Source organism: Kitasatospora sp. NPDC054768, assembly GCF_053612025.1.
The window spans coordinates 25,602-51,855 of record NZ_JBSHBN010000004.1 but is presented as its reverse complement, the minus strand read 5'-3'; the positions used below and the strand labels follow the sequence as shown (position 1 = coordinate 51,855).

Below are 26,254 nucleotides of genomic sequence, written 5' to 3'. Positions count from 1 at the left end.
GTGCTCGGGATGAGTCTCCCTTGCATATGGATTAACCGGGGAGCTATAACACGCGCTCCGGTCTCTATATGGATCTACGGCGGCTGCTTAAGCCACCTCCGCAGGGATCTACGCGGAGCGGCTAACGCTTCGCCCTGTTGCCCACCTTCATTGACTTGGAGTGGTGAACGACTGCCCACCAAGGGGCCAGAGCGCCGCGTAGGGGCCTTCTCGGGTCCGGGAGGCGCAGCAACCCCACCCCGCAGCCCTACGGGCCTCCTGGGGCCGTTCCTGCCCCTCTCGCACCCCTGGCTCGGGCAGCGCATGAGCGGACCGTCCGCAAGCCGTCACGAAACTCTGTGGTCTCGTTACGGTTCCCGTAGTTCCCTTATAGGGCCAGATGAGAAGTGCTTAGTGTGGTTCTCAATGTGTAACAACCCCTCAGAGAAACGTGACAGACATGCTCTGACCTGGGGTTTTGTGCTCTCGCGCTGGCAACGAAACTGCATGCCGGGGCCGCAGCCGGCCAGCCTGTCGAACCGCCAGCAAGCACAGCGAAGCCCCGCCCGACCCATGGAGGGTCAGACGGGACTGTGGCGACTTCAGAGGCCGTCAGGCAAGAGCTTCCTCAATGGCAACCGCAGCCAATGCGGCTGCCGCCGGATCAACATCACGCACCCATGCCGGGCCTTCGAAGGCAACCGACACCCGCAAGGGGTTGAACCGCTTGGGTGCTCCCGGTGCCGGGGGCGATATCACCACCCGAGTGCCCAGATCGGTGAGCAAGCCCCGTCGCCCCTCCTCGCTCGCCCGCCGATTCCATTCCTCCGCCACGCTGCCGCCGGTGTCCACCCAACGTCCCTCGGCGTGCTCTGCCTCGGCGCGCAGCTCTACCTGTCGGCGCTCAAGCGCGTTCAGCTGCGTGATTGCTAGCCGTGCTGCCGCTCCACTGGGCTCAAGGTGCACCAGGTTTCCGGCCAAGCGCTCAATCTGTCCCGTCACCTCCGAGAGTTGGAGTACCGCGCTGCCGTCGGGCTCGGCCCAATGCATGAACGTGCCTCGTCCGAACCTCTTGAGGAAGTCGGCAGTCACCATGGCCTCAACTGGAGCGGCAACGATCACGTTCGGTCGGTGGATGCCTTGCTTGCCGACACCGCTTCGGCACACGTATGTGCTGTAGTCCTTCCCGCGCTCCTCCCGACGCTGCCGGTACATGGGCCCGTCGCACTCGGAGCAGCGCGCCACGTGCAGCAACAGGGCCTTCCCGCTTCGCTCCACGCCTCGCCCCTTGGCTTTCTCGTCCAGGATCGCCCGTACCGCAGACCAGGATTCGGCGTCCAGGATTGCTGGGCCAGCAGACAGCGGGCGGCCCTCAGCGTCGAGGACCGGCTGATTGGTCAGCGCCCCTCGCTTCTCGCCAGGAACGGCCTGTGTGAGCCAGCCACGGACGGCAGGGGTGTACAACACGTCGCGCACGGTCGTTGTGTGCCAGCGCTGGCCCCTCACCTTGCGTCCGTCACGCTCTCGTGCGTGATCGGCGGGAGGCAGTACGCCCCGCTCGTTCAGGTCCCGGGCCAGTCCAGCCGCCGATGCGCCATGCTGCGTCAACTGCTCTGCACACTCGCGGACGATGGAAGCGGCGGTCTCGTCTATGACCCAACGCTTGTTGTTCACCGGTCCATCGACGGCGTAGCCGTAGGGCGCGAGGCCGCCCAGGTGGTTGCCACGAGACCGGAAGTGATCTTTCGATGCCTGGATGCGGGATGTGATCATGTCCCGCTCGTACTCTGCGAACGCAGCGAGCACATTGATGATGATCGAAGCGTTTTCAGGCGACACCACGCCGTCGGCGGTGACGATCGTCGTCCGGGTGGAGTCCGCAGCCTTCAGCAACCGCTGAAACTCCAAGACACTGCGGGCGTACCGGTCCAGCTTCGCGGCGAGTACGTAGTCAGCGCGCGGCAGCCACGACAGCACCTCGCGCATGCCGGAGCGGTCCTCCAGCTTCGTGGCACCGGACACGTTGGTGTCGGTGGCTATGTGAACCACCTCCCACCCACGCTGCGCGGCGTATGCCTTGCACGCGTTGATGCGGTGGTCGGGCGCTTCTTCAGCGAACAGGCGGGACAAGCGGTCGTAGATCACGACGGTTGGCACGGTGGCCCTCTCTCTTGGTTGGACTGGGCCACGGCCCGGCACAGCATACGTGCACGGTTTTGCTGGTCATCCGGGCGGCTGCGGCACGGTCCACGCCAACACGGCGGCGGACGTGCCGGTCCGACTGGAGGCCCTGGGCTCGCTCGCCGGTCTCGACCGGCCGGCGCTGCACAGCCAACTGCGGGCCGCGCTCGACGTGGTGGTGCACCTGGTCCGCGACCCGGGCTCGGGGCGGCGCCGGGTGGCGGAGATCCACACGCTGACCGGAGCCGGTGACGGGTCGGCCGTGACCATGCCCGCGGTGGCCTTCCCGGCGTCCGGCGGCCTGCGTCCCGGTGCGGGTTGGGAGCGGCTGATCGGACTGCTGGCGGCACGCGGGGTGTCGCTCGGGTCGGGGCAGCCGTGATCGCGGTGACGGTGACGGTGGCCGGGTCGGCGAGTGCGGACGCGCGGGCGGTGGAACTCGCCTTCGCCCTGCTGCTGAGCGGGTGCGCCGTGGGCGCCCTGCTGCTGCTCGGCGCTGCGGGGCGCAAGGACCGAGGAGGACGGAGGTGAACAATGTGACGCAGAGTCAGCCTGCCTTCTGCTGGGCCGCAGTGCTGTGCCTGGTGGCCGTCGCGGCGTGGCGTGCGGTGCAGGAGCAGTTGCCGGGCGGGCGGCGCTCCAGGCTGGTGCTGGCGGGCAGCGGGCCGCCGGTGCTGCGGGTGGGCCCGGAGACGGTGGTGCGGGCCCGGGGTCGGCTGCCGGGGTTCCTGGCACCCGAACTGCTGCTCCTGCCGGCGGGACTGGCCGCCGGGCAGGCCACCGCCTCGCCGGTGCCGGTGCTCGCGGCGGCCCTGGCCGTCCTGCCGCTGCGCAGGTGGCGGTCGCGCAGGCGCCTGGCGGCGGAGGCCCGGCACCGGGCCGCGGCCGTCGTGGAGCTCTGCTCCGGCCTGGCGGGGGAGTTGCGCGGCGGGGCGACGCCGGAGCAGGCGCTGCACCTGGTGACCGCGCGGCTCGCCGCCGACCCGGCGGGGCTGCGCGGGCTCGGCGAGGAGCCGGTGGCCCGGCTGGCCGCGGGCCGCTACGGCGGGGACGTGCCCGCCGCGCTGCACCTGCTGGCCGAACTGCCGGGCGGCAGTGGGGCCGCGGCCATCGCGGCCTGCTGGCGGGTGGCCGCGGACAGCGGGTCGGGGCTCGCCGCCGCGCTGGACCGGGTCGCCGAGGCGCTGCGCGGCGAGCGGGCGCTGGCGGAGGAGATCGCCGGGGAACTGGCCGGGCCGCGCGCGACGATCGCCGTCCTGGCCGCGCTGCCGGGCATCGGGCTGCTCCTCGGCGCGGCGCTCGGGGCCCACCCGTTGGAGGTCCTGCTGCACACCCCGGCCGGGCTGGGCTGCCTCGTGGCGGGGGCGGTCCTGGAGGGCCTGGGCGTGTTCTGGACGGCACGCATCGTCCGGGCGGCGGCCCACGGCGCGCTGGAGGCTTCTCCGGGGCGGCGCGAGCGAATTCGAGCCTCCGGCCGTACGGCGCCCGGCCCTCGGGCGAGCGGGCGGGTCTGCGGGCTGTCGCGGGTGCGCGCACGGGCGCTCGGGGCGGTGGCGAGGTGATGCGGGGCATCGAGTGGGTCGCGCTCGCCCTCCCGGTGGGCGGGGCGGCCCTGGGGTGGACGCCGGTGCGTGGCCGGGTGAGGCGCCGACGGGTGCTCGCCCGGGCCCGGGGCGGAAAGGGGACGGCAAGGCGAACCGGGCTGACGGCCACGGATGTTGGGCGCCGACGCCGGGCGGTCACAGCGGCCGTCGCCGGGCTCGCGGCGGCGGTGCTGCTCGGTGGTGGCACCGGACTGGCCGTCGGGGTGCTGCTGGCGGTGGGCGTTCACCGGTGGTCGGCCCGGGCGCGGTCGCCGGTCGACCGCCGGGAGGCCCGTGACGAAGAACTGCTGACCAGGCAACTCCCGCTGAGCGCCGAGCTGTTGGCGGCCTGCCTCGGGTCGGCGGCGCTGCCCTCGGACGCCGTGTCGGCGGTGGGCCGGAGTGTGGGTGCGCCGCTGGGTCCCCGGCTGGTGGCGATCGGGGCCGAACTGGCCCTGGGCGCGCCGCCGGAGCTGTGCTGGAGCCGACTGGGCGAGCAGCACCCGCCGCTGGCGCCGCTGGCGCGCTGCCTGGAGCGCAGCAGCCTAGGCGGCGTCCCCGCCGCGGGCCCGCTGATCGGGCTGGCCCAGGGGCAGCGCACGGCGGCTGCCCGCGCGGCCCACGCCCGGGTCCGCCGGGCGGCGGTGCTCGCCACCGCGCCGCTGGGGCTCTGCTTCCTCCCGGCCTTCGTCCTGATCGGCGTGGTGCCGGTGGTCGTCGGCCTCACCAGCCGCTTCGCGCAGGCGATGTGAACAAGAGCCGGATGCACGGACATCGACGGACGACGAACGACAGGAGGATCTCATGACCGCAGTGATCGCGATCGGGACCGGTACCGGGCGGTCGCTCCGCCCGCTGGCCGGGGCGTGGCGGCGGAGGAGCCGTCGGGCAGCCTGCCGGGTGCGCAGGGTGGCCCGGCTCCGGGGCCGCTCGGACGCCGGGATGACCACGGCCGAGTACGCCGTCGGGACGCTGGGCGCGTGCGCCCTCGCGGCCGGGTTGTACAAGGTGGTGACCAGCGAAGCCATCACGGGTGCGTTGACCGACATGCTGGTGCGGGCGCTCCATGCCACCTAGGACAGGCCGTCGAACTCCTGCCGGTCGGCCGGCAGGGGCCGGGAGGCCCCGGTGGGCAGGAGCACCCCGTGGGGTGGTCGTCGAACGCCGACGGTCCTCGGCCCGGCGGCCGGGAGGCGCTCCCGCCACCGCCGCGCGCGGCACGCTCCTCGACGCCGCCCCGCCCGCGCTCCCGGTGGGTGACAGGAGGCTGAGGACGGCTTCCGGCCGGGCCGGGGAGCGCGGCGCCGGCCGGGCATGGCCGCTGCGGCCGTGCGGCGACGCGGGCTTCGTCACCGCGGAGACGGCGGTGGCGCTGCCGGCGCTCGTCCTGCTCGCGGCGATGCTGATCTGGGGAGTGCTCGCGGCGTCCACGCAGATCCGCTGCGTGGACGCCGCCCGGGTCGGTGCCAGGGCGGCCGCACGCGGGGAGACGGACGCCGCCGAACTCGCCCGCGCGGCGGCACCGGCGGGCGCGCAGGTCCGGGTGGCCTTGGCGGCCGACACGGTGCGGGTCGAGGTGGAGGCGCCGTGCGCGGGGCCGGGAAGGCTCGGCGGGTTGCTCGCCGTCCGGCTCAGTGCGGCGGCCGTGGCGGCGCGGGAGGACGTCCTGGTGGCGGTCACGGCGGGAGGTGGTGGTCCATGGCCGTCCTGACCGGGCTGGGGGAGACGGCGGAGCGGGTGGCACGCGCCCGTGCGGCCCGAGCCGTCGCGGCGGGCGGGCGAGGGCCGGACGCCGGCTCCGCGACGGTCTGGCTGCTGGCCCTGGCGATGCTGGGAACGGCGGTGTTCGCCGGGACGATCGCGGTCGGCTCGGTGGTCGCCTCCCGGCACCGGGCCGAGTCGGCGGCCGACCTCGCGGCCCTCGCCGCGGCGGACCGGCTGCTGCTGGACCGGGACGGCGGTTGCGCCCGGGCCGCCGCGATCGCCGCCGCTCAGGGCGCCGGACTGGTGTCCTGTGCGGTCGACCGGTCGGCGGACGCCGTCGAGGTGGTGGCCGAGGTGGACGTCCGCGGGCTCCCGGCCCGGCTGCCGGTCGGCCCGGCACGGGCGAGGGCCCGAGCCGGGCCGGTACGGGCCCCGGTCACCGGTCCCGAGGACGTGCCGGACGCCGGGCCGGTCGGGGATCCGAGCGAAGCTCCGAGCGGAGCCCCGAGTACGGCGGCGGTCTCATGAACGGGCCGGCGCTCCACCGTCCGGTCCCGGGGCCGCCTCCGGCGCGCCTGGCGCCTCCGGACCGGCGCTCGTCTCCGAAGCATCCGAAGCGTCCGGAGTCTCTGGGCCGTCGGGCGCCTCCCGTCCGTCCTGCGTCTCCGCGGCTCCGGCGGCCCCGGCCAGCAGGACGTCCAGGAGCCGGACGGCGGCGGCCTTGTCCAGCGGGTCGTTCCCGTTGCCGCACTTGGGCGACTGGACGCAGGACGGGCAGCCGCGCTCGCACTCGCAGGAGGCGATCGCCGTCCGGGTGGCCGTCAGCCACTGGACCGCCCGCCGGAAGCCCCGTTCGGCGAAGCCGGCCCCGCCCGGATGGCCGTCGTAGACGAACACGGTCGGCAGGCCGGTGTCCGGGTGCAGCGGGACGGAGACGCCGCCGATGTCCCACCGGTCGCAGGTGGCGAACAGCGGCAGCAGTCCGATCGAGGCGTGCTCGGCGGCGTGGGCGGCGCCGGGCAACTGGTCGGGCGGGATGTCCGCGTCGAGCAGCTGGTCCTCGGTGACGGTCCACCAGACCGCGCGGGTGCGCAGCGTGCGGGGCGGCAGGTCGAGCTTGGTCTCGCCCATGATCTCCCCGGTGGAGATCCGCTTGCGGAGGTAGCCGACCACCTGGTTGACCACCTCCACCGAGCCGAAGCTGAGCCGGCCCTCGCCCCATTCCACGGTGGTGTCGGTGTCCAGGACGGAGACGGAGGTGATGTCGCGGGCGGCCGTGGTGTACGGCGGGTCGGCCGGTTCGACCAGGGCCACGGAGTTCTCCAGGTCGAACTCCCGGACCAGGTAGGTGCGGCCCTGGTGGAGGTGCACGGCCCCGGTGTGGACGCTGGTGTGGGCGGCCGCGGCGTCCACCGTGCCGAGCAGGCGGCCGGTGTCGGCCTCGACGATCTGAACCGGACGGCCGCCGCTGCCGCGCAGGTCCACCGCGTCGGCCGCGCGTTCGCGACGGGTCCAGTACCAGGAGCCGTCACTGCGCCGGCGCAGCAGGCCGCGCCGTTCCAGGACCGGGAGCAGCGGCGCGGTGGACGGCCCGAACAGTTCCAGGTCGGCATCGGTGAGCGGGAGTTCGGCTGCCGCCGCGCACAGGTGCGGGGCGAGCACGTGCGGGTTGTCGGGGTCGAGCACGGTGGCCTCGACGGGCGCCGCGAACAGCGCCTCCGGGTGGTGCACCAGGTAGGTGTCCAGCGGGTCGTCCCGGGCGATCAGCACGGCCAGCGCGCCCTGGGCCTCCCGGCCGGCCCGGCCCGCCTGCTGCCAGAGCGAGGCCCGGGTGCCGGGGTAGCCGGCCATCAGGACGGCGTCGAGGCCGGAGATGTCGACGCCCAGTTCGAGAGCGGAGGTGGAGGCGAGGCCGAGCAGTCGGCCGGTGTGCAGATCGCGTTCCAGGGCGCGGCGTTCGTCGGCGAGGTAGCCGCCGCGGTAGGCGGCCACCCGTCCGGCGAGCGGGCGGTCGAGCTGGTCCTGGGCCTGGAGCGCCACGAGCTCGGCGGCACGCCGGGAGCGGACGAAGACGACGGTGCGGATCTCCCGCTCGACCAGGTCGGTCAGCAGGTTCGCGGCCTCGGCGGTCGCGGTGCGGCGCACGGGCGCGCCGTGCTCGCCGACGTTCTCGGTGAGCGGCGGCTCCCAGAGGCCGAAGACCATCGGCCCGCGCGGCGAGGCGTCCTCGGTGACGGCGACGGCGGGCAGGCCGGTCAGCCGCCGGGCGGTCGCGGCCGGGTCGGCGGTGGTGGCGGAGGCCAGCAGGAAGGTGGGTGACGAGCCGTAACGGGCGCAGATGCGGCGCAGCCGTCGCAGCACCTGTGCGACGTGCGAGCCGAACACGCCCCGGTAGCTGTGGCATTCGTCGACGACCACGTAACGCAAGGCCTTGAGGAAGGAGGACCAGCGGGCGTGGCCGGGCAGGATGCCCCGGTGGAGCATGTCCGGGTTGGTGAGCACGTAGGAGGCGTACTGGCGGACCCACTCGCGCTCCTCGGTCGGGGTGTCGCCGTCGTACAGGGCGGCGCGGACCCTCGGCGGGGCGAGTTCGGCCGCCCGGCGGCGCTGGTCGGCGGCGAGCGCCTTGGTCGGAGCCAGGTAGAGCGCGGTGGCGCCGCGGCCGTTGCGGGCCTCGGTGCCGTCGAGGAGGTCGGTGAGCACCGGTGCCAGGTAGCCCAGCGACTTGCCCGAGGCGGTGCCTGTGGCGATCACCACAGTCTGGCCGCTTTTGGCCAGATTCATCGCTTCTGCCTGGTGCGCCCACGGCTGTTCCACCCCGAGGGCGCGCGCCGCGGCCACGACCTCCGGACGGATCGAGTCCGGCCACGGTGAATAACGTGCAGGTCGGGCGGGAAGGTGCTCCGTATGGGTGAGCCGGTCGGACCGCCCCCGGCCGGTGGCCAGGGTCGTGAGCAGTGCCTCGGGCGGGCTGTGTCGGGGCGGCATGGGGACCCAGTGTGTCACCGGCGTGACGGAGAATCGTCGTAAGCCATCGTGCGGGCATGGCCGCAGGTGGTTGAATGTGGCCGTGACGGCCGTATGGCCGTGGGTCGCAGCGCTGAGGCTTGCCACGCGTTGGCGGGGCGCGCCCGGGCTCGCGACCATGCGGTGGCGGCCGTCCGGCCGAGGATCGCACATGACGTAGCAAGGCAAGGTGCTGGAGGTTCCGTGGACCTGTCCCTGTCGACCCGTTCAGTCGGCGATCGTACGGTCGTCGAGGTTGGCGGCGAGATCGATGTGTACACCGCCCCGAAGCTGCGGGAGCAGCTGGTCGAGCTCGTCAACGACGGCAAGTACCACCTCGTCGTCGACATGGAGGGCGTCGACTTCCTCGACTCGACCGGCCTCGGTGTGCTGGTCGGCGGTCTGAAGCGGGTGCGCGCCCACGAGGGCTCGCTGCGCCTCGTCTGCAACCAGGAGCGCATCCTGAAGATCTTCCGCATCACCGGCCTGACCAAGGTCTTCCCGATCCACACCTCGGTGGACGACGCGGTCAACGCGACCGACTGACGCGGCCGGGCCGGCCCGGGTGGCCGGCCCGCTCGTTTCCTCGCGTCCGGGAGCCCGGGTCCGTGCGGCCCGGTGCGTCCACGGACGCCCCTGGGCCGGTTCCGCCGGCCCGCAGGGGCCGGGCCTCCGGCCCCGGTCGGAGCACCCCGAGGGGGAGAGATGGCAACCGTCGAACTTCGATTCAGCGCGCTTCCCGAGCATGTGCGGACGGCCCGACTGGTCGCCGCGGCCGTCGCCAGACGGGCCGGGGTCGACGAGTCGGTGCTCGACGAGGTCCGGCTCGCGGTCGGCGAGGCGTGCTCCCGCGCAGTCGGGCTGCACCAGCGCGGCGGCATCGGCGGCACGGTCCGGGTCGCGCTGACCGATCAGGAGAAGCGTTTCCTCATCGAGGTCGAGGACGAGGCCGGCGCCGCCGCCGTCCCGGCCTCCGGCGCCGCCGTGGGCGGCGACCCGGACGAGGACACCCTGGGCCTCGCCGTGATCACCGGCCTGGTCGAGGACCTGGAGGTCACCAACGGCACGGACGGTGGCCTGATCCGGATGAGCTGGCCGGTCTCGGTCCCCTCCGTCGCGGTCTGAGGCGCCGCCGGCGCCGCTTTCGCGCTTCCGCACGCCCGCGAGGGCTGGAGCCCGGCTCCCGGGCAGGGCGTCGACGCGTGGCTATCCCGGCGGTCGGCTGCTCCCGGACGACCGGGTCCGCTCGTCGATCGGGCCTCGTCGCGATGGACGGCGTCCGGGTGGGTTCGCATCCCGTCACCCGGACGACCGGGCAGGCCGCCGGGACATCGGCAGCCGCCTCGACCTCCGAAGCGTTCCGGGCCGAGCTGCCGGTCGGCCGTCGGCGGGCACCCACGGGGCGGAGGTCCGCGTCGGCATGCCCGTAGGCCGGCTGTGCGAGGACGCGCCCTCCCCTGCCGGCGCAGCAGCAGCGGCCGACCTCGCCCGTCGTTCCGCTCGACAGCGATCCCGTTCGGCAGCGATCCCGCACGACATCGAGCGTCGGCACGGGCAGCGGGCGGCGGGCAGCGGGCGGCAGGCAGCGGGGGAGGGAAACCGGAAATCGGGGAACGGACACCGGCCGTGTAGGTTCGACGACCGATGACGACCGAAACCGAAAGGCTCCTCCCGGTGAACAAGCGACTGCTGGCCGTACCCGCCCTCGGCGTGCTGCTCGCGTTCGGTGCCGTCGGCTGTGGCGGCGACGACAACAACAGCAAGCAGCTGGAGTCCTGGGCGTCGACCGTCTGCGGCGCCGCCAAGGACCCGATCTCCCAGGCGCAGGCCGCGCTCGCCGACACCGGCCAGGTGAAGACCGGCGAAGTCCCCGCCGACCTCCAGAAGCGGCTCTCCACGGACATCGGGCGGCTGGCCAAGACCAACCAGGACATAGCCGCCGCCATCGACGGTGCCGGGGCGCCCAAGGTGCAGGACGGCGCGACCCTCCAGAAGGACACCGTCGACGAGCTGAAGAAGGCGGCCGACGGCTACGTCGAGGTCCAGAAGAAGCTGGACGCGCTGCCCAACACCGACCAGGCCAAGTTCGCCGACGGGCTGCGCAGCGTGGCCGACCAGGTGCAGCAGCTGGCCTCGCTCTCCACCCAGGCGCAGAGCAAGCTCCAGCGCGGCGATCTCGGCGCGGCGATGGCCAAGCAGGAGGGCTGCAAGCCGTCCCCGACCACCGCCCCGACCGGCGGTGCCACCGGTGGTGCGGGCGCCGGCGCGAGCGGCACCCCGGCCCCGGGCAGTGCGGGAACGACCCCCGCCCCCGGCGCCACCGACACCCCGGGCGCCCCGGCCACCACCCCGGCGCCCGGCGCGACCGACAGTGCGAGCCCGGCCGCTGCCGGCGCGACCACCGCTCCGTCCGCCCCGGCCGGCACCCCGGCGAACCCCGCCCCCAGCGCGAGCTGAGCCCCCCGGCGGACCGCACGATCCGACGCGCCCGCCCCCGAAACCGGCCCGTCCCCGGCCAGGGACCGGCTGGTGAGGGGCGGCGCGTCGGTCATGACGAAGTCACGCGGGCCGGGGCGCCCTCGTGGAGCCGCCGTCCCTGCCCGCCGCCGGCCCCCGTGACCGCGAGCCGCCTCCGCGAGCCGCTGCGAGCTGCCGCCGGCCGCCGCTGTCGAACGACTCGGCGCCCCCGGCAGGGCGGCGCGCGGTGGCTCCCGGGGGCGTGCGTGGTGGTGCGGGCTTCCGTCCGATGGCCGCGGGGCGCAGCGGCGGCCGCGGGGTGGGCGCCGGGGGACAATGGCGGGGTGATCAGTAGCCCCGTTCTCGACCCGACCCGCCTCGCCAAGTTCCGCGAGGCGCTGCTCGCCGCCTCGTTCACCGCCGACGGGTGCCTGGACCTGCTCGGGCCCACCGGCTATTCGGCGTTGGCCCGCAGCGAGGCGGTCCCGGCACTGCGGGCGACCCGCGGTGGCAGCCCGCTGGAGACGCTGGTGCGGCTGTTCCTGCTCCAGCAGCCGGTCCCGTACCGGGCGGCCGCCGCCGCGCTGCCGGTGGAGGACTGCCTGGCGGACGGCTGGCTGCGCCCCGACGGCGATCTGGTGCGCGCCACCGTCGACGTCCGGCCGTACGCCAACGAGGTGGCCGGGATGCCCAGTTCGGATGCCTGGGTGGTCTCCGACCTGGGCTGCGCGGTGGGCGGCGCGGGCGGCATCGGCTCCGGTGAGACCGCGCACGGGGTGGCCCGCAAGGACCTGGTGCTGGGCGTCGGCGGTGCCTCCACCACGCTGGCCAACATCACCGTGCGCCGTCCCGTCCGGGCCGCGCTGGACCTCGGTTCGGGCTCCGGTGTCCAGGCGCTGCACGCGGCCCGCCACGCCGGGACCGTCACCGCCACGGACCTCAATCCGCGCGCGCTGCGCTTCACCGAGCTGACCCTGGCACTGTCCGGTTTCGACAACACCGAGGTGTCCACCGGAAGCCTCTTCGAGCCGGTCGGGGAGCGGAAGTTCGACCTGATCGTCTCCAACCCGCCGTTCGTCATCTCGCCGGGCGGCCGGTTCACCTACCGCGACGGCGGCATGGCCGGGGACGACCTGTGCCGCAGCCTGGTCCGCTCGGCCGCCGACCACCTGGAGCCCGGCGGCTACTGCCAGCTCCTCGCCAACTGGCAGCACGTCAAGGGCGAGGACTGGCAGGAGAGGCTGGCCGGCTGGGTCGCGGGCACCGGCCTGGACGCCTGGGTCGTCCAGCGCGAGGTCCAGGACGTGGCCCAGTACGCCGAGTTGTGGCTGCGCGACGGCGGTGACCACCGCGGCCCCGGCGGCGACTACCAGGCCCGGTACGGCGAGTGGCTGGACGCCTTCGAGGCGGGCCGGGTCGAGGGCATCGGGATGGGCTGGATCACCCTGCGGGCGAGCGGCGCCGAGCGTCCGACCGTCCGGGTGGAGGAGTGGCCGCACCCGGTGGAGCAGCCGCTGGGCCCGCACATCGAGGCCTGGTTCGACCGGCAGGACTTCCTCCGCTCGCACGACGATGCGGGCCTGCTCGCGGCCCGCTACGTGCTGGCCGACGAGGTGGTCCAGGAGCAGGTCGGCTCGCCGGGCGCGGAGGACCCGGAGCACGTGATCCTGCGTCACAACCGGGGCATGCGGCGCGCCACCAAGGTGGACACCGTGGGCGCCGGGTTCGTCGGGGTCTGCGACGGGACGCTGTCGGCGGGCGAGATCGTGGACGCCATCGCGCAGCTGCTCGGCGAGGACCGGGTGGTCCTGCGGGACCGGGTGCCGGAGTCGCTGCGCCTGCTGACCGAGCAGGGGTTCATCGACCCGGTCCGCTGAGGCCCGACCCGGCGCGTCCCGGCGCGTCCCGGCCCTCCGTGGCCGGATTCACCGTGCCCGGTTGCGCCGTGCCCGGATTCACCGTGCCCGGACCCCGGCCCTCCGTGACCGCACCCGCCGAGACCTGACCGGTTCACTCGCCCGTACCCCCTGGTTCGTCCGGCCGCCGCCGGGTGGCAGTCTCCCGTTGGCTCTCCACTGTGAAGCTCTGTCCACAGGCTGTGGACAGAGCTGGGGAGCCGGGGGCCAGGGGTGGACACGACGACGGCGATGGTGGGCGGGTCGGTGCTCGCCCTCTTCGGTGGCGTGCTGCTGCTCTGGTGCGCCGCCGAGGTGGGGTTGCGCCTGCGGGTGCGCCGCCGGGGGGCGGCGGCGTTGGCCACCGTGATGGCCGAGGACGACGTGCACGGCCAGCTGGACAGTGCTCCGCTGCTCTCCTTCTCGGTGCCGCCCTCGGTCGGCGGCGCCGGCGCGTGCGGGATCGCCGGGCTGGTCATCGCCCGTCCGCGGGGGCACACCCCGCTGCGCCGTCCGGACCGCTTCGCGCCCGGAGCCTCGGTGCGGATCTGTTACGACCCGCAGCGCCCGAGCCGGGTGGTGCTGGCCGCGGGGGAGGTCGGGCGGGCCGCCGTCGTGGACCTGCTGTGGAGCGTCCTGGGCATGGGCTGCCTGGCGGCGGGCGCCGGGCTCCTGGCCGTGGCCGGCGGCTGAGCCCCGCCCCCGGTCCGCCCCGCCCCCGCCTCGCTCCGCCCCGCCCCCGCCCCGCGAGAACCCGTCGATTTTCCGTTGACAGATCTTGAAATCCGTCATTCCATCCTCCGGAACCTGCCGAAGGCCCCCCTCCGCGGGGCGCGAACCTCCGTCATCGGGTTACCGTTCGAGTGGCGTCGGTGAGCCCGGCAAGTGAAAAAGCGGGATCCGTCCGTTTGACAAGGGTGGCCGGGGTACGGTCACACTCCGCTGGTGGGGGTGTCGTGCCGCGGCAGCCCCGGGGCGGTGGAGGGGTCGGGCGGAGTGCAGCCCGTGCTGCCGGCGCCGACCAGCCACATAAGGACCGGGAGAGAAGAGCGAAGGTGTCCCCGAGCAGCGAGACCGCGCACGGACAGCGACTCGTCATTGTCGAGTCGCCGGCCAAGGCGAAGACGATCAAGGGCTACCTGGGCCCCGGCTACATCGTCGAGGCGAGCGTCGGGCACATCCGCGACCTCCCCAGCACCGCGGCCGAGGTGCCGGACAAGTACACCGGCGAGGTGCGGCGCCTCGGGGTGGACGTCGACCATGACTTCGCGCCCATCTACGTGGTCAACGCGGACAAGAAGTCCCAGGTCAGCAAGTTGAAGTCGCTGCTCGCGGAGTCCGACGAGCTCTTCCTCGCCACCGATGAGGACCGCGAGGGCGAGGCCATCGCGTGGCACCTCCAGCAGGTGCTCAAGCCCAAGGTGCCGGTGCACCGCATGGTGTTCCACGAGATCACCAAGTCGGCGATCCAGGAGGCCGTGGCCAACCCGCGCGAGCTCAACCAGCGACTGGTCGACGCCCAGGAGACCCGCCGCATCCTCGACCGGCTGTACGGCTTCGAGGTCTCGCCGGTGCTGTGGAAGAAGGTCATGCCGAAGCTGTCGGCGGGCCGGGTGCAGTCCGTCGCCACCCGACTGGTGGTCGAGCGCGAGCGCGAGCGGATGGCCTTCCGCGCCGCTTCGTACTGGGACCTGGTCGGCACCTTCGGCACCGGCCGCACCCCGGCCGACGCCGCCAACCCGGAGACCTTCGGCGCCCGGCTGGCCTCCGTCGACGGCAAGCGGATCGCCAGCGGCCGCGACTTCGGCCAGGACGGCCGGCTGAAGGCCGCCAGCGCGAACACCCTGCACCTGGACGAGCAGGCGGCCCGTCAGCTGGCCGCCGCCCTGGAGCAGACGGCGTTCGGCGTCCGCAGCGTCGAGTCCAAGCCGTACCGCCGCTCGCCGTACGCGCCGTTCCGCACCACGACGCTCCAGCAGGAGGCCAGCCGCAAGCTGGGCTTCGGCGCCAAGCGGACCATGCAGGTGGCCCAGAAGCTGTACGAGAACGGCTTCATCACCTATATGCGTACCGACTCCACCACGCTGTCGGACACCGCGATCACCGCCGCCCGGGCCCAGGTCACCCAGCTGTACGGTGCGGACTACCTGCCGGACGCCCCGCGTACCTACGCCAGCAAGGTGAAGAACGCGCAGGAGGCGCACGAGGCCGTCCGCCCGTCCGGCGACCGTTTCCGCACCCCCGCCGAGACCGGCCTGACCGGTGACGACTTCAAGCTGTACGAGCTGATCTGGATGCGCACCGTCGCCTCCCAGATGAAGGACGCGGTCGGCCAGTCCGTCACCGTCCGGGTCGGCGGCACCTCCGCCGACGGCCGGGACGTCGAGTTTTCGGCCACCGGCAAGATCATCACCTTCCACGGCTTCCTCAAGGCCTACGTCGAGGGCGCCGACGACCCGAACGCGGAGCTCGACGACCGCGAGCGCCGGCTGCCGCAGGTCGTCCAGGGTGACCCGCTGGCCGCCGAGCGGATCACCCCGGAGGGCCACGCCACCAAGCCGCCGGCCCGCTACACCGAGGCCTCGCTGGTCAAGGAGCTGGAGGACCGGGAGATCGGCCGCCCCTCCACCTACGCGTCGATCATCGACACGATCATCCAGCGCCGGTACGTTTTCAAGAAGGGGACGGCGCTCGTCCCGTCCTTCCTCTCCTTCGCCGTGGTCAACCTGCTGGAGAAGCACTTCGGCCGACTGGTCGACTACGACTTCACCGCCAAGATGGAGGACGACCTCGACCGGATCGCCGCCGGTGAGGCGCAGTCCGTGCCGTGGCTGAAGCGCTTCTACTTCGGCGAGGGCGAGGGCCACGCCGCGGGCGGCGCCGCCGAGGCCGGCAACGGCGACGGCGACCACCTGGGCGGCCTGAAGGAACTGGTCACCGACCTCGGCGCGATCGACGCCCGGGAGATCAGCTCGTTCAGGGTCAGCGACGACATCACCCTGCGGGTCGGCCGCTACGGCCCGTACGTCGAGCGCGCCTCCACCGTCGAGGGCGAGCCGGGCCAGCGTGCCGACATCCCGGACGAGCTGCCGCCGGACGAGCTCACCGTCGAGCTGGCCGAGGAGCTGCTGGCCAAGCCCAGCGGCGACTTCGAGCTCGGCCCGGACCCGGTCGGCGGCAACATGCTGGTCGCCAAGGACGGCCGCTACGGCCCGTACGTGACCGAGATCCTGCCCGAGGGCACGCCGAAGACCGGCAAGAACGCGGTCAAGCCGCGCACCGCCTCGCTGTTCAAGACGATGTCGCTGGACACCGTCACGCTGGAGGACGCGCTGCGGCTGCTCTCGCTGCCCCGGGTGGTCGGCACCGACGCCGAGGGTGCGGAGATCACCGCGCAGAACGGCCGCTACGGCCCGTACCTCAAGCGCGGCACCGACTCCCGTTCGCTCACCAGCGAGGACCAGCTCTTCACGATCACCCTCGACGAGGCACTGGCGATCTACGCCCAGCCGAAGCAGCGCGGCCGGGCGGCCGCCGCCCCGCCGCTCAAGGAGCTGGGCAACGACCCGGTCAGCGAGCGCCCGGTGGTGGTCAAGGACGGCCGCTTCGGTCCGTACGTGACCGACGGCGAGACCAACGCCACGCTCCGCAAGGACGACGACGTCGAGACCATCACGCCGGAGCGCGGGTACGAGCTGCTCGCCGAGAAGCGGGCGCGCGGACCGGTGAAGAAGGCGGCGAAGAAGGCCCCGGCGAAGAAGGCCGCGGCCAAGAAGACGACCACCGCCAAGACCGCGGCGACCAAGACCGCGGCCGCGAAGAAGACCGCCGCGAAGAAGACCACCACCACCAAAACGGCGGCGGCGAAGAAGACGGCGGCCAAGAAGACCGCCACGAGCAGGACGGCGGCCGACAAGGCCTCGGCCACCGAAGAAGGCTGATCCCGGGTCATCGCGGCCGGGCCCGCACCCCCGATCCCGGGGGGCGGGCCCGAGGCCCGTCGGGTCTGTGCGGGGTACGTCACAACCCGGTGATGAGCACGATCCGGAAGCGCGTTCGCCACATTCCGGCCAGGCCCAGCCCGCTACGCTGACCGTATGACGAGCGAGGAGCAGCCCACCCCCAGCGCCCCGGCCGCCAGAGCGGGGGTGTCCGACCTGCCCGAGGTCGCGCCCGCCGGGACTCCGGTGGACCGGGCCCGGGCGCTGCTGCGGACACGTGCCTACCGGCGCCTGTGGACCACCCAGCTGATCGGCGGCACCGCCGACCGGCTCGGCCTGCTGGTGCTGCTCGCGCTCACCGTGATCGCCGCCGCCCAGGGCGACCGGTTCGGCAGCCTGCCGCGCAGCCTCGCCTTCGCCCTCGCCGCGGTCCTCGCCGTCCGGGTGCTGGCGACCGGCCTGGTCGGCGTCGCCCTGCTCGGCCCGGTGCACCGGCTGGTCACCGGCCGACTGGACCGGCGCTGGACGCTGTTCGGCGCCGACGTGCTGCGCGCCCTGCTGATCGGCCTCGCCCCCTGGTGGAGCGTCTGGCTGGGCTCCGCCGCCGAGCCCTCCGGGGCTGCCACCTACGCCCTGCTCGCCACCGTGTTCGTCACCGGTGCCGCCGAGCGGGTCCGGGGGATCGCCAAGGCCGCCGCCGTTCCCGGCCTGCTGCCTCCGGCCAACCCGCACCTGCCGGTCGCCGAGCAGCGCCCGGCCGCGGCCAACCTGGAGAGCGTCCGGAGCATCGACCGCTTCACCGGCTGGGTGACCGTGCCGCTCGGCGCGCTCGGCCTGGTGGCCTTCACCCTGCTCAACAACATCGGCGCGGCCCTCGGCTCCGACTGGCTCCGCGCCCACCAGCTCACCTTCGCGGCGCTCGGCGCGGCCGGGCTGTTCGCCGCCGCGGCGGTCCGCGACCACCTCCAGCAGTTGCCCGGCGGCCCGGTGTCCGTCGCCCCGGTCTCGCCGCTCCAGGGCCTGCGCGCCCCGACCGACGCCGCCCCCGGCCCCGCGCTGAGCAAGGGCCGCACCGGCGGCGCCCCGTACTTCACCTTCGCCGTCGCGGCCGGCTACGCCGCGATGGCGGGCGTCGCCGCGCTCGCGCTGCTCACCGCCGCCGAGCACCGCGCCGGGCCGATCGGCTACGGCCTGCTGGTGCTCGCCGCCGCCGGGACGCCCGCCCTGGGCGCCCGGCTCACCCGGGTCACGCTGCCCTCGCTGTCCCGCCGCCGGCTGCTCGCGCTGGCGCTGCTCACCCAGGGCGTCGCACTGATCCTGGCCGGGCTGGTGCTGGACTTCGTGCTGGTCCTGCTGCTCACCGTGCTGGCCGGGCTGGCCGCGGGGATCGTGATCTCGGCCGGACGCACCCTGCTCGCCCAGGAGGTCGAGGAGGCCCGGCTGCCGAAGGTCACCGAGCACCTGTTCGCGGTGCTCCGGACCATGGTCGCCGCCGCGCTGGTCGTCGTCCCGCTGATCGCCGCCGCCTACGGGGACGTCGAGTACGGCACCGTCGAGCCCGGTTCCTTCACCTTCATCCACGGCGGCGCGGCCCTGGCCGTCGCCACCTCCGGGCTGCTCACGCTGGTGCTCGCCGCGGTCGTGCTGCTGCGCACCGACGACCGGCGCGGCACCGCGCCGTTCGTCCGGGACCTGGTGGACTCGGTGCGCGGCCCGGGCGGCCCGGCTCCGCGCCTCGGCGCGGGCACCGGCTTCTTCATCGCCCTGGAGGGCGGCGACGGCGCCGGCAAGTCCACCCAGGCCCAGGCGCTCGCCGAGTGGATCCGCGGCAAGGGGCACGAGGTCGTGCTCACCCGCGAGCCCGGCGGCAGCCCGGTCGGCCAGCGGCTGCGCGGCCTCGTCCTGGACGTCGGCAACACCGGCCTGTCGCACCGCGCCGAGGCGCTGATCTACGCCGCCGACCGCGCCGAGCACGTCGAGAACGTCATCCGGCCGGCCCTCGCCCGCGGCGCCGTGGTGATCACCGACCGGTACATGGACTCCTCCATCGCCTACCAGGGCGCCGGTCGCGACCTGGCCGCGACCGAGGTCGCCCGGATCTCCCGCTGGGCCACCGGCGGGCTGCTGCCCGACCTGACCGTCGTCCTGGACGTCGACCCGACCAAGGCCCGCGAGCGCTTCACCGAGGCGCTGGACCGGCTGGAGTCCGAGCCCACCGAGTTCCACCTGCGGGTCCGGGCCGGCTTCCTCGCCCTCGCCGCCGCCGACCCGGCGCGCTACCTGGTCGTGGACGGCAGCCAGGCCCCCGGCTTCGTCACCACCGCCATCCGGCACCGGCTCGACCGCGAGCTGCCGCTCTCCGAGCAGGAGAAGGCCGCCCGTGCCGAGCAGGAGCGGCTGGCCAAGGAGGAGGCCGAGCGCCGCGCCGCCGAGGAGGCCCGCAAGAAGGCCGAGGAGGAGGCCGCCGAGCGCAAGCGGCAGGAGGTGCTGGCGCAGCTGCGGGCCGAGCAGGCGGAGAAGGAGCGGCTGGCCGAGGAGGAGGCCGAGCGGGCCGCCGCCGAGGCCCGGCGCAAGGCCGAGGAGGAAGCGCGCCGCAGGGCCGAGGAGGAGGCCGCGCGTCGCGCCGAGCAGGAGGCCGAGCGGCGCAGGGCCGAGGAGGCCCGGCTGGCCGCCGAGGCCGCCGAGCGCCAGCGGATCGCCGACGAGGCGGCCGCCCAGGCCGAGCTCCAGCGGCAGCGCGAGCTGGCCCGCGAGGAGCAGCGCCGCCGGGCGGAAGAGGCGCTCCAGCGGGCCGAGGAGGCGCGGCTGGCGCAGGCCGCCGCGCTCGCGGCCGCGGCTGCGGCGGCGGAGTCCGCGGAGGGCCGGGCCGAGGCGCGGCCGGGTTCGGGGCCGGCGTCCGACGCGGGTTCGGCGTCGGGTTCGGTGGCCGGGGAGTCGGCTGCGGAGACGACGACGGAGCTGCGGGCGGTCCGGGACGTCCCGAAGGGCGCCCCGCGGGACGCGGCGCAGGCTCCGGTGGGCGGGCTCGGGGACGAGGCGACGCGCGAGCTCTCGCCGCGGGACCGGCAGGCGGCCGTCCGGGCTGCTGAGGCCGCCGAGGCGCGCAAGGCCGCGGAGGCTGCCGAGGCGCGCCGGGCGGCCGGCGGAACCGCCGGTACGGTCGACGAGACCGCCAAGCTGCCGGTGGTGCCGGCCTCGGCGGTGGACGAGACGGCCGTGCTGCCGAGGGTCCCGGCGGAGGCCGACCGGACCGAGGTGCTGCCGCGGATTGAGCCGGGCCGAACCGAGGAGCGTGCCGAAGGCCGTACCGAGGGCCGGCCGGCGCAGGGGCCGCGGCGCGCGGAGCCGGTGGACAGCACCCGCGAGCTGCCGGTGGTCGACGCCGGGCCGACGGCCGAGCGGTCGCAGCCCGGTGCCGAGCGGCCGAGGCCGGAGTGGGCCGAGGAGACGCCGCTGGACGACCTGCCGAGCCTCACCGACACCCTGCTGGGCTCGCACGACGAATGGACGCGCTGGGAGCACGGCGGTCAGGGCCAGGGCGCTCCGTACGGCGGCCCGCAGGGCGGTGCGGAGCGGCCCGAGGGCCGCGGGGAAGCACAGGACACGGGTGACGGCAAGGGCGACAGCAAGGGCGACGGCAAGGGCGACGGCAAGGGCAAGGGCCGTCGCTGGGGCCGCCGGGGCTGACCGGACACGTGTGGGCGGCGCCGTCGGGGCAGGTCCCCGGCGGCGCCGCCGCGTTCCGTAGGGCCGCCTCCTCGCCCCGCCGTGACCCGGACGGAGCAGTGGGTGTCGGAGCGGAGACGTATGCTCGACGGCGGGGAAGAGGCGCCACGAGCGCTGCCGTACTGAGCTTGGGAGCAGCAGTGGCCGTCTGGGACGACCTGGTGGGCCAGGAGCGGGTGGTCGAGCAGCTGACCGCCGCCGCCCGGGCGGCCGGGGCGACGATCGAGGCCGGTCGCGGGACCGCCCCGGTCGAGGGCGCGAACGCCTCCCTCATGACGCACGCGTGGCTGTTCACCGGCCCGCCCGGCGCCGGGCAGGTCACCGCCGCGCGCGCCTTCGCCGCCGCCCTCCAGTGCACCAGTCCCGACCTCGCGCTCGGCGGCACGCCCGGCTGCGGGTTCTGCGACGGCTGCCACACCGTGCTGGCCGGCAGCCACGCCGACGTGAAGTACGTCCGTACCGACGGCCTCTCCATCGGCGTCGGCGACATGCGCGACCTGGTCATGCGCGCCTCCAGCTACCCGACCGGCGGCCGCTGGTCGGTGATCCTGGTGGACGCCGCCCACCGGCTCACCGAGGCCGCCGCGAACGCGCTGCTCAAGGGCGTGGAGGAACCCTCCCCGCGCACCGTCTGGCTGCTGTGCGCCCCCTCCGTCCAGGACGTGCTGCCGACCATCCGCTCACGCTGCCGCCTGCTGGTGCTGCGCACCCCCGCGGCCGAGGCGGTCGCCGACACGCTGGTCCGCCGTGACGGCGTCGACCCGGAGACCGCCCGGCTCGCCGCGCTGGCCGGGCAGGGCGACATCGAGCGCTCGCGCCGCCTCGCCGTCGACGAACAGGCCCGCACCCGCCGGACGGAGGTGCTGCGCATCCCGCTGGAGGTGGGAGACATCGGCGGCTGCCTGACCGCCGCCCAGCGCCTGGTCGACACCGCCAAGGCCGACGCCGAGGCGCTCGCCGAGACCCAGGACGCCAAGGAGACGGACGACCTCAAGGCCGCCTACGGCGCCTACGAGGGCGGCAAGGTGCCGCGCGGCATGGCCGGCGCGGTCAAGGAGCTGGAGAAGCGACAGAAGAGCCGGGCCACCCGCACCCGCCGGGAGACCCTCGGCGTCGCCCTGCTCGACCTGCTCGGCTTCTACCGGGACGTGCTCGCCATCCAGCTCGGCTCCACCGGCTCGTTCGCCAACGAGGACCAGCGGCAGGCGCTGAACCGGGTGGCCCAGGCCGGTCCGGCGGAGAGCACGCTGCGGCGGATCGAGGCGGTGCTGGCCTGCCGTCAGGCGCTGGACCGCAACGTCGACCCGCTGCTCGCGGTCGAGGCGATGACGGTGGCGTTGCGCGCGGGCTGAGCCCCCGATCGGGGATTGTCGATCGGGGGATCGCCGATCGGGGATCGGGGATCGGGGGCGGTCCCGTCCGGGGCCGTCCGGCTCCGGGCCCTCGGGCCGTCCGCCCGGGCGTCGCTCCGGCGGGCGGCGGCTGTACGCCTCCCGGAGCCGGTGCGCCATCCCACCTTCGAGTGAACGAGCGACACTCGCCGGGCACACCGTCGTGTGACCGTCCACCCGTTGTGCACGCTGGGGGCCGACTGCGCCCGCTGCCGGGGCGGTCGCCTCCCGTGCGCGCCGGGTCCGGTTCGGCGCGACCCCCTCCAGAGGTGGTGCGTTCCGTGGTTCGTTCGCTCCTCGTCATCCCCTTGCTGGCCGCCGCCCTCGGCGGGCTCTGGCTGGCCCGGGGCGCCCAACACCGCTGGCGCGACCTGCGCGCCGCCGAGACCTACGAGCTGGCCGGCGACCGCTGGCCGATGCTGCTGCGGGCGGCGGGGGCGATGGTCTGCGGGGTGTGCGTCACCGCGCTGACGGTGCTCACCACGCTGGGCGCCTTCGGCGGTCTCGGCCGGGGCACCCAGGAGCCGGACCGGGCGGAGCCGGTCGTGGACGCGGCGGGCTCGGCTCCGGGCACGGACACGGGTGCCGGGACCGGTTCGGGGACGGCGGTCCGGCAGCAGCAGGCGGTGCCGCCCGCGGTCGCCGAGTCGGCCGCCGCTGCCGTCGCAGCTGCCGCGGCCCCCGCCGTGGTCAGCCGCTTCGACAGCGTCGGCCACCCCGGCGGGGGCGAGCTGCTCCAGTCCGCCGTACCGGGCCCCGACGGCCACCCCCGCAACATCCGGGTCTGGCTTCCGCCGCAGTACGCCAAGGAGCCGAACGCCCGCTTCCCGGTCGTCGTGATGCAGGCCGCCACGCCCCAGAAGACCGCCGACGCCGAGGTCCCGGACGTCTTCGAGGGCATCGGTTCGGCCCTCCAGACCGGCAAGTCCCACCCGTTCATCCTGGTCGCCCCCGAGGCGCCGAACGGCACCGCGCACCCCTGCGAACTGGTCGCCGCCGCTCCGGCCGCCGTCGCCGACGACGCGACGCTGCGCACCACCATCGCGACCTCCTTCCGCACCCTGCCGCCCGGCCCGGCCTCCTGGGGCACCCTCGGCGTCGAGGCCGGCGCGCCCTGCGCGGCCGCCGCCGGGCTCTCCCGGCCCGACCTGTACGGCGCGGCGGCGGCGGTCTCCGGCCGGTACGACGCCACCGCGCTCACCCAGACCGGTGCCGAGGCCCCGGCCGGCAGCGCCGCCAAGCTGCTGCTGGCCGCCGCCAAGGGCGACTCCGCCGGGCTGGACGCGGCTCGCAGGCTCCAGTCCGCGCTGAAGGCCGGCCCCGGAGCGGCGGCCAAGGCCGAGGTGCGGATCTCGGACAACGTGCAGGACTTCACCTCCGACCGGGAGCGGCTGCGGCTGGTCCGTCAGGCGGCGCAGTTCCTGGCCGAGGCGCTGGCAAGGGCGTCCTGAGGGCAGGTCCGGCGGGGCTACGCTGCCCGGTACCCCGGAACGGGTGCCGGGCAGCGGCGTTTCCTCCGGGGTGCTCCGAGGGTTGTTCCCACTGCGGGTGTTCCTCCGGTGTTCCCCGGTGTTCCCCCGGTTCCTTCGGTTCTTCCACGTGCTGGTCGGTTGCGGAGAGGTGGCGGATGAGGGCCTTCGAGCGGGCACAGGCGCGGGCATCGGTGCGGGCGCGGGCACGGGTGTCGGCTGCGGCGCTGGTCGTCGTCGGGCTGCTGGCGGGCGGTTGCAGCGCGGATCCGGCCGGGGCACCGGCGGCCCCCTCCCCGGACCCGGCCGCCTCCGGCACGTCCTCGGCCCCGACGGCCGCGAGGGCCGGAGCCACCCCGCTGGAGCCGCTGCCCGCCGCCGTCCCGGCCGCGCTCGCGCCGTACTACGCGCAACGTCCGGTCTGGCAGCCCTGCGACAGCGGGTTCGAGTGCACGACGTTCCGGGTGCCGCTGGACTACGACCACCCGGGGGACGGGGACCTCACCCTCGCGGCCGCCCGGGCCGCGGCGGAACCGGCGGTGCCCGGGAGCGCTCCCTCCGACCCGTCCGCCTCCGCCTCCGCCTCTGCCTCTGCCTCTGCCTCTGCCTCTGCCTCCGCCGCTGCCGCTGCCGCCTCCGCTTCCCAGGGCACGCGGCTCGGCTCCCTCCTGCTCAACCCGGGCGGGCCCGGCGGCTCCGCGATCGAGTACCTGGAGGCCGCCGCCCGGACGTACGACCACGGGGTGCGGGCCCGCTACGACCTGGTCGGCCTCGACCCGCGCGGGGTGGGCCGCAGCAGCCCCGTCAGCTGCCTGAGCGGCGACCGGATGGACGCCTACACCGCCGTCGGCCTGACGCCCGGCGACCTGGGCGGGGTCGACGCGCTGGTCGCGGCCGACAAGGAGTTCGCCGAGGGCTGCCGGACGCAGGCCGGGGCGGTGCTCGGCCACCTCAGTACCGTCGAGGCCGCCCGCGACATGGACGTGCTGCGCGCCCTGCTCGGCGACGAGAAGCTGAACTTCGTCGGCAAGTCCTACGGCACCTTCCTCGGCGCCACCTACGCCGGGCTGTTCCCGAGCCGGGTCGGGCGGCTGGTGCTGGACGGCGCGATGGACCCGGCGCTCGACTCCGTCACCGGCAACCGCACCCAGGCGGGCGGCTTCGAGACCGCCTGGGCCGCCTTCGCGCAGGACTGCGCCCAGCGCGAGGACTGCCCGCTCGGCCGCACCGAGCAGCAGGTCGGCGACCGGCTCACCGCCCTGCTCGGCGGGGTCCGCACCGCCCCCCTGCCCACCACCGACGCCGGCCGTCGGCTCACCGGGTCCCAGGCGACCACCGGCGTCATCCAGGCCATGTACGCCGACTTCCTCTGGCCCAAGCTGCGCGCCGCGCTCACCGATGCCGAGGCCGGCGACGGCACCGGGCTGCTGAAGCTCTCCGACGACTACTACGGGCGCGAGTCGGACGGCTCGTACCCCAACCTGATGTTCGCCAACACCGCGGTGAACTGCCTCGACCTGCCCGCCCCGTTCCACGGCCCGGAGGACGTCCAGCGGGCGGTACCGGAGTTCGAGCGGGTCTCGCCGCACTTCGGGCGCGACATGGCCTGGATGGCTCTGACCTGCGCCTACTGGCCGGTCCGGGCCACCGGTGCGGCGCACACCGTCCGGGCCGCCGGCGCCGCCCCGATCGTCGTCATCGGCACCACCCGCGACCCGGCCACCCCGTACGCCTGGGCGCAGTCGCTGGCCGGCCAGCTGGAGTCCGGCCGCCTGCTCACCTTCGACGGCGACGGCCACACCGCGTACGGCCGGCACAGCACCTGCGTGGACGGCGCGGTGAACCGCTTCCTGCTGACCGGGGAGGTCCCGGAGCAGGGCAAGCGCTGCGAGCGGTAGGGCGGGCCGGGCGCCGGCCGACCGACAGGTGGTTTTCACTTCAACCGATTACCGGTACGACGTTACGATGAGCGCCCCCTGCCACCCTCCCCTGCACCGGAGCTCATCGTGCTCGGAGTCAACGACCTGGCGACGTACGTCCTCGGCGCCCTCGTCATCATCCTGCTGCCCGGCCCCAACTCCCTGTACGTCCTGTCCGTCGCGGCCCGCAAGGGCATCCGCACCGGCTACCGGGCCGCGGCCGGCGTCTTCATCGGCGACCTCACCCTGATCAGCCTCACCTCGCTGGGCGCGGCCTCCCTGCTCAAGGCCAACCCGGCCGTCTTCGCCGTGGTCAAGTTCGGCGGCGCCGCCTACCTCCTCTGGATCGGCTACGGCATGCTCCGCGCCGCCCGCCAACTCTGGCGCGAACGCCGCGCCGCGGCCGACCCCACCACCGAGCAGACCCCCGAGACCACCGAGAACCCCTTCCGCCGCGCCCTGGTGATCAGCCTCCTCAACCCGAAGGCCATCCTCTTCCTTCTCTCCTTCTTCACCCAATTCGTTGACACCTCCTACGGACAGCCCGCCCTCTCCTTCGCCCTCCTCGGCGGCATCCTCCAGATCTTCAGCTTCCTCTACCTCTCCCTCCTGATCTTCGCGGGCACCACCCTCGCCACCGCCTTCCGCCGCCGCAAGCGCCTCTCCGCCACCCTCACCAGCGGCGTCGCCGTCCTCTTCGCCGGCTTCGCCGCCAAACTCGCCGTCTCCTCCGCCTGACCCCCCGCCCCCGGATACCGGGTAACGGATCACCCGCGAACCTGTGTAGACTGGCCCGCGTTGCCGCCACACACGGCAACGGTGCCGCCTTAGCTCAGCTGGCCAGAGCAACGCACTCGTAATGCGTAGGTCGCGGGTTCGAATCCCGCAGGCGGCTCTGTGAAAGCCCCAGGACTCACTCGCCGTGACCTGGGGCTTTTGCCTTTCCTCGACCTGCGGCAGGCGTCGACGACGCGCCAACGGCGATCATGCGCCGCATCGCGCG

Annotated in this window: 19 protein-coding genes, 1 tRNA gene and 1 pseudogene; 19 read left to right on the top strand and 2 right to left on the bottom strand. The window is 74.5% G+C overall.

Going from position 1 to position 26,254, the window contains the following annotated elements; translation table 11 throughout:
- Nucleotides 1-591: 591 nt before the first annotated feature.
- Nucleotides 592-2,124 carry a recombinase family protein gene (locus ACWGKU_RS02035; RefSeq protein WP_452178789.1) on the bottom strand — a complete coding sequence of 511 codons (1,533 nt, stop codon included), beginning with the start codon at nucleotides 2,122-2,124 and terminating at the stop codon, nucleotides 592-594.
- Between the two features lie 76 nt (nucleotides 2,125-2,200).
- Between ACWGKU_RS02035 and ACWGKU_RS02030 the strand changes: the two are divergent.
- The 7 genes and pseudogenes from ACWGKU_RS02030 to ACWGKU_RS02000 all read left to right on the top strand — a co-directional run.
- Nucleotides 2,201-2,542 (top strand): annotated as a pseudogene (locus ACWGKU_RS02030) (ATPase, T2SS/T4P/T4SS family); the annotation flags it as partial.
- Nucleotides 2,539-2,691: a hypothetical protein gene (locus ACWGKU_RS02025; protein WP_401053029.1), complete on the top strand. Its 153-nt coding sequence runs from the start codon at nucleotides 2,539-2,541 to the stop codon at nucleotides 2,689-2,691. The pseudogene ACWGKU_RS02030 and the gene ACWGKU_RS02025, both read left to right, overlap by 4 nt.
- Before the next feature lie 5 nt (nucleotides 2,692-2,696).
- Entirely contained in the window at nucleotides 2,697-3,722 is a 1,026-nt protein-coding gene (locus ACWGKU_RS02020) for a type II secretion system F family protein (protein WP_401053027.1), read from the top strand.
- Nucleotides 3,722-4,495, top strand: a complete 774-nt coding sequence (locus ACWGKU_RS02015) for a type II secretion system F family protein (RefSeq protein ID WP_452178790.1) — start codon at nucleotides 3,722-3,724, stop codon at nucleotides 4,493-4,495. The genes ACWGKU_RS02020 and ACWGKU_RS02015 overlap by 1 nt, the downstream gene beginning before the upstream one ends.
- A 52-nt stretch (nucleotides 4,496-4,547) precedes the next feature.
- Nucleotides 4,548-4,820, top strand: coding sequence for a DUF4244 domain-containing protein (locus tag ACWGKU_RS02010; RefSeq protein WP_380541527.1), 273 nt, complete (start codon nucleotides 4,548-4,550; stop codon nucleotides 4,818-4,820).
- Between the two features lie 73 nt (nucleotides 4,821-4,893).
- On the top strand, nucleotides 4,894-5,454 hold the full coding sequence (locus ACWGKU_RS02005) for a TadE family type IV pilus minor pilin (RefSeq protein WP_452178791.1): 561 nt from the start codon (nucleotides 4,894-4,896) through the stop codon (nucleotides 5,452-5,454).
- Nucleotides 5,442-5,975 (top strand): Rv3654c family TadE-like protein, encoded by a 534-nt coding sequence (locus tag ACWGKU_RS02000; RefSeq protein ID WP_452178792.1) that lies wholly within the window; start codon nucleotides 5,442-5,444, stop codon nucleotides 5,973-5,975. The genes ACWGKU_RS02005 and ACWGKU_RS02000 overlap by 13 nt, the downstream gene beginning before the upstream one ends.
- Here the strand turns inward: ACWGKU_RS02000 and ACWGKU_RS01995 are convergent.
- On the bottom strand, nucleotides 5,970-8,435 hold the full coding sequence (locus ACWGKU_RS01995) for a DEAD/DEAH box helicase (protein WP_452178793.1): 2,466 nt from the start codon (nucleotides 8,433-8,435) through the stop codon (nucleotides 5,970-5,972). The genes ACWGKU_RS02000 and ACWGKU_RS01995 overlap by 6 nt on opposite strands.
- Nucleotides 8,436-8,657: 222 nt before the next feature.
- Here ACWGKU_RS01995 and bldG point away from each other — a divergent pair, with 222 nt between their 5' ends.
- From bldG to ACWGKU_RS01935, 12 genes are all read left to right on the top strand, one after another.
- Nucleotides 8,658-8,999: an anti-sigma factor antagonist BldG gene (bldG, locus tag ACWGKU_RS01990; protein WP_049659132.1), complete on the top strand. Its 342-nt coding sequence runs from the start codon at nucleotides 8,658-8,660 to the stop codon at nucleotides 8,997-8,999.
- A 159-nt stretch (nucleotides 9,000-9,158) separates the two neighbouring features.
- Complete coding sequence (locus tag ACWGKU_RS01985; RefSeq protein WP_401056055.1) at nucleotides 9,159-9,578, top strand: ATP-binding protein; 420 nt, start codon at nucleotides 9,159-9,161, stop codon at nucleotides 9,576-9,578.
- 519 nt (nucleotides 9,579-10,097) lie between these two features.
- The gene (locus ACWGKU_RS01980; RefSeq protein ID WP_452191311.1) at nucleotides 10,098-10,910 is read left to right on the top strand and encodes a hypothetical protein; all 813 of its coding nucleotides are present in this window, start codon (nucleotides 10,098-10,100) and stop codon (nucleotides 10,908-10,910) included.
- 344 nt (nucleotides 10,911-11,254) lie between these two features.
- The gene (locus ACWGKU_RS01975) at nucleotides 11,255-12,787 is read left to right on the top strand and encodes a DUF7059 domain-containing protein (protein WP_401054913.1); all 1,533 of its coding nucleotides are present in this window, start codon (nucleotides 11,255-11,257) and stop codon (nucleotides 12,785-12,787) included.
- A gap of 252 nt (nucleotides 12,788-13,039) precedes the next feature.
- Nucleotides 13,040-13,498: a DUF3592 domain-containing protein gene (locus ACWGKU_RS01970; RefSeq protein ID WP_401054912.1), complete on the top strand. Its 459-nt coding sequence runs from the start codon at nucleotides 13,040-13,042 to the stop codon at nucleotides 13,496-13,498.
- A gap of 362 nt (nucleotides 13,499-13,860) precedes the next feature.
- A complete protein-coding gene (topA, locus tag ACWGKU_RS01965) occupies nucleotides 13,861-16,746 on the top strand; it encodes a type I DNA topoisomerase (RefSeq protein ID WP_401054865.1) in 2,886 nt (961 codons plus the stop codon).
- A 156-nt stretch (nucleotides 16,747-16,902) separates the two neighbouring features.
- Entirely contained in the window at nucleotides 16,903-20,433 is a 3,531-nt protein-coding gene (gene tmk / locus ACWGKU_RS01960) for a dTMP kinase (protein WP_452178795.1), read from the top strand.
- 179 nt (nucleotides 20,434-20,612) lie between these two features.
- Nucleotides 20,613-21,824, top strand: a complete 1,212-nt coding sequence (locus tag ACWGKU_RS01955) for a DNA polymerase III subunit delta' (protein ID WP_452178802.1) — start codon at nucleotides 20,613-20,615, stop codon at nucleotides 21,822-21,824.
- A gap of 320 nt (nucleotides 21,825-22,144) precedes the next feature.
- Nucleotides 22,145-23,314 carry a hypothetical protein gene (locus ACWGKU_RS01950; RefSeq protein WP_452178796.1) on the top strand — a complete coding sequence of 390 codons (1,170 nt, stop codon included), beginning with the start codon at nucleotides 22,145-22,147 and terminating at the stop codon, nucleotides 23,312-23,314.
- Nucleotides 23,315-23,490: 176 nt separating this feature from the next.
- Entirely contained in the window at nucleotides 23,491-25,230 is a 1,740-nt protein-coding gene (locus tag ACWGKU_RS01945) for an alpha/beta hydrolase (protein WP_452178797.1), read from the top strand.
- A gap of 108 nt (nucleotides 25,231-25,338) precedes the next feature.
- Nucleotides 25,339-25,989, top strand: coding sequence for a leucine efflux protein LeuE (gene leuE / locus ACWGKU_RS01940; protein WP_401044910.1), 651 nt, complete (start codon nucleotides 25,339-25,341; stop codon nucleotides 25,987-25,989).
- Between the two features lie 83 nt (nucleotides 25,990-26,072).
- A tRNA-Thr gene (locus ACWGKU_RS01935) sits at nucleotides 26,073-26,146 on the top strand.
- The last annotated feature ends 108 nt before the right edge of the window (nucleotides 26,147-26,254 follow it).

What these genes read in the sequence shown, in the direction of transcription:
- ACWGKU_RS01980 (WP_452191311.1), top strand. Translation starts at nt 10,098, where the DNA reads ATGACGACCGAAACCGAAAGGCTCCTCCCGGTGAACAAGCGACTGCTG.
- ACWGKU_RS01945 (WP_452178797.1), top strand. Translation starts at nt 23,491, where the DNA reads ATGAGGGCCTTCGAGCGGGCACAGGCGCGGGCATCGGTGCGGGCGCGG.
- ACWGKU_RS01985 (WP_401056055.1), top strand. Translation starts at nt 9,159, where the DNA reads ATGGCAACCGTCGAACTTCGATTCAGCGCGCTTCCCGAGCATGTGCGG.
- tmk (WP_452178795.1), top strand. Translation starts at nt 16,903, where the DNA reads ATGACGAGCGAGGAGCAGCCCACCCCCAGCGCCCCGGCCGCCAGAGCG.
- ACWGKU_RS02010 (WP_380541527.1), top strand. Translation starts at nt 4,548, where the DNA reads ATGACCGCAGTGATCGCGATCGGGACCGGTACCGGGCGGTCGCTCCGC.
- ACWGKU_RS02015 (WP_452178790.1), top strand. Translation starts at nt 3,722, where the DNA reads ATGCGGGGCATCGAGTGGGTCGCGCTCGCCCTCCCGGTGGGCGGGGCG.
- ACWGKU_RS01995 (WP_452178793.1), bottom strand. Translation starts at nt 8,435, where the DNA reads ATGCCGCCCCGACACAGCCCGCCCGAGGCACTGCTCACGACCCTGGCC.
- ACWGKU_RS02000 (WP_452178792.1), top strand. Translation starts at nt 5,442, where the DNA reads ATGGCCGTCCTGACCGGGCTGGGGGAGACGGCGGAGCGGGTGGCACGC.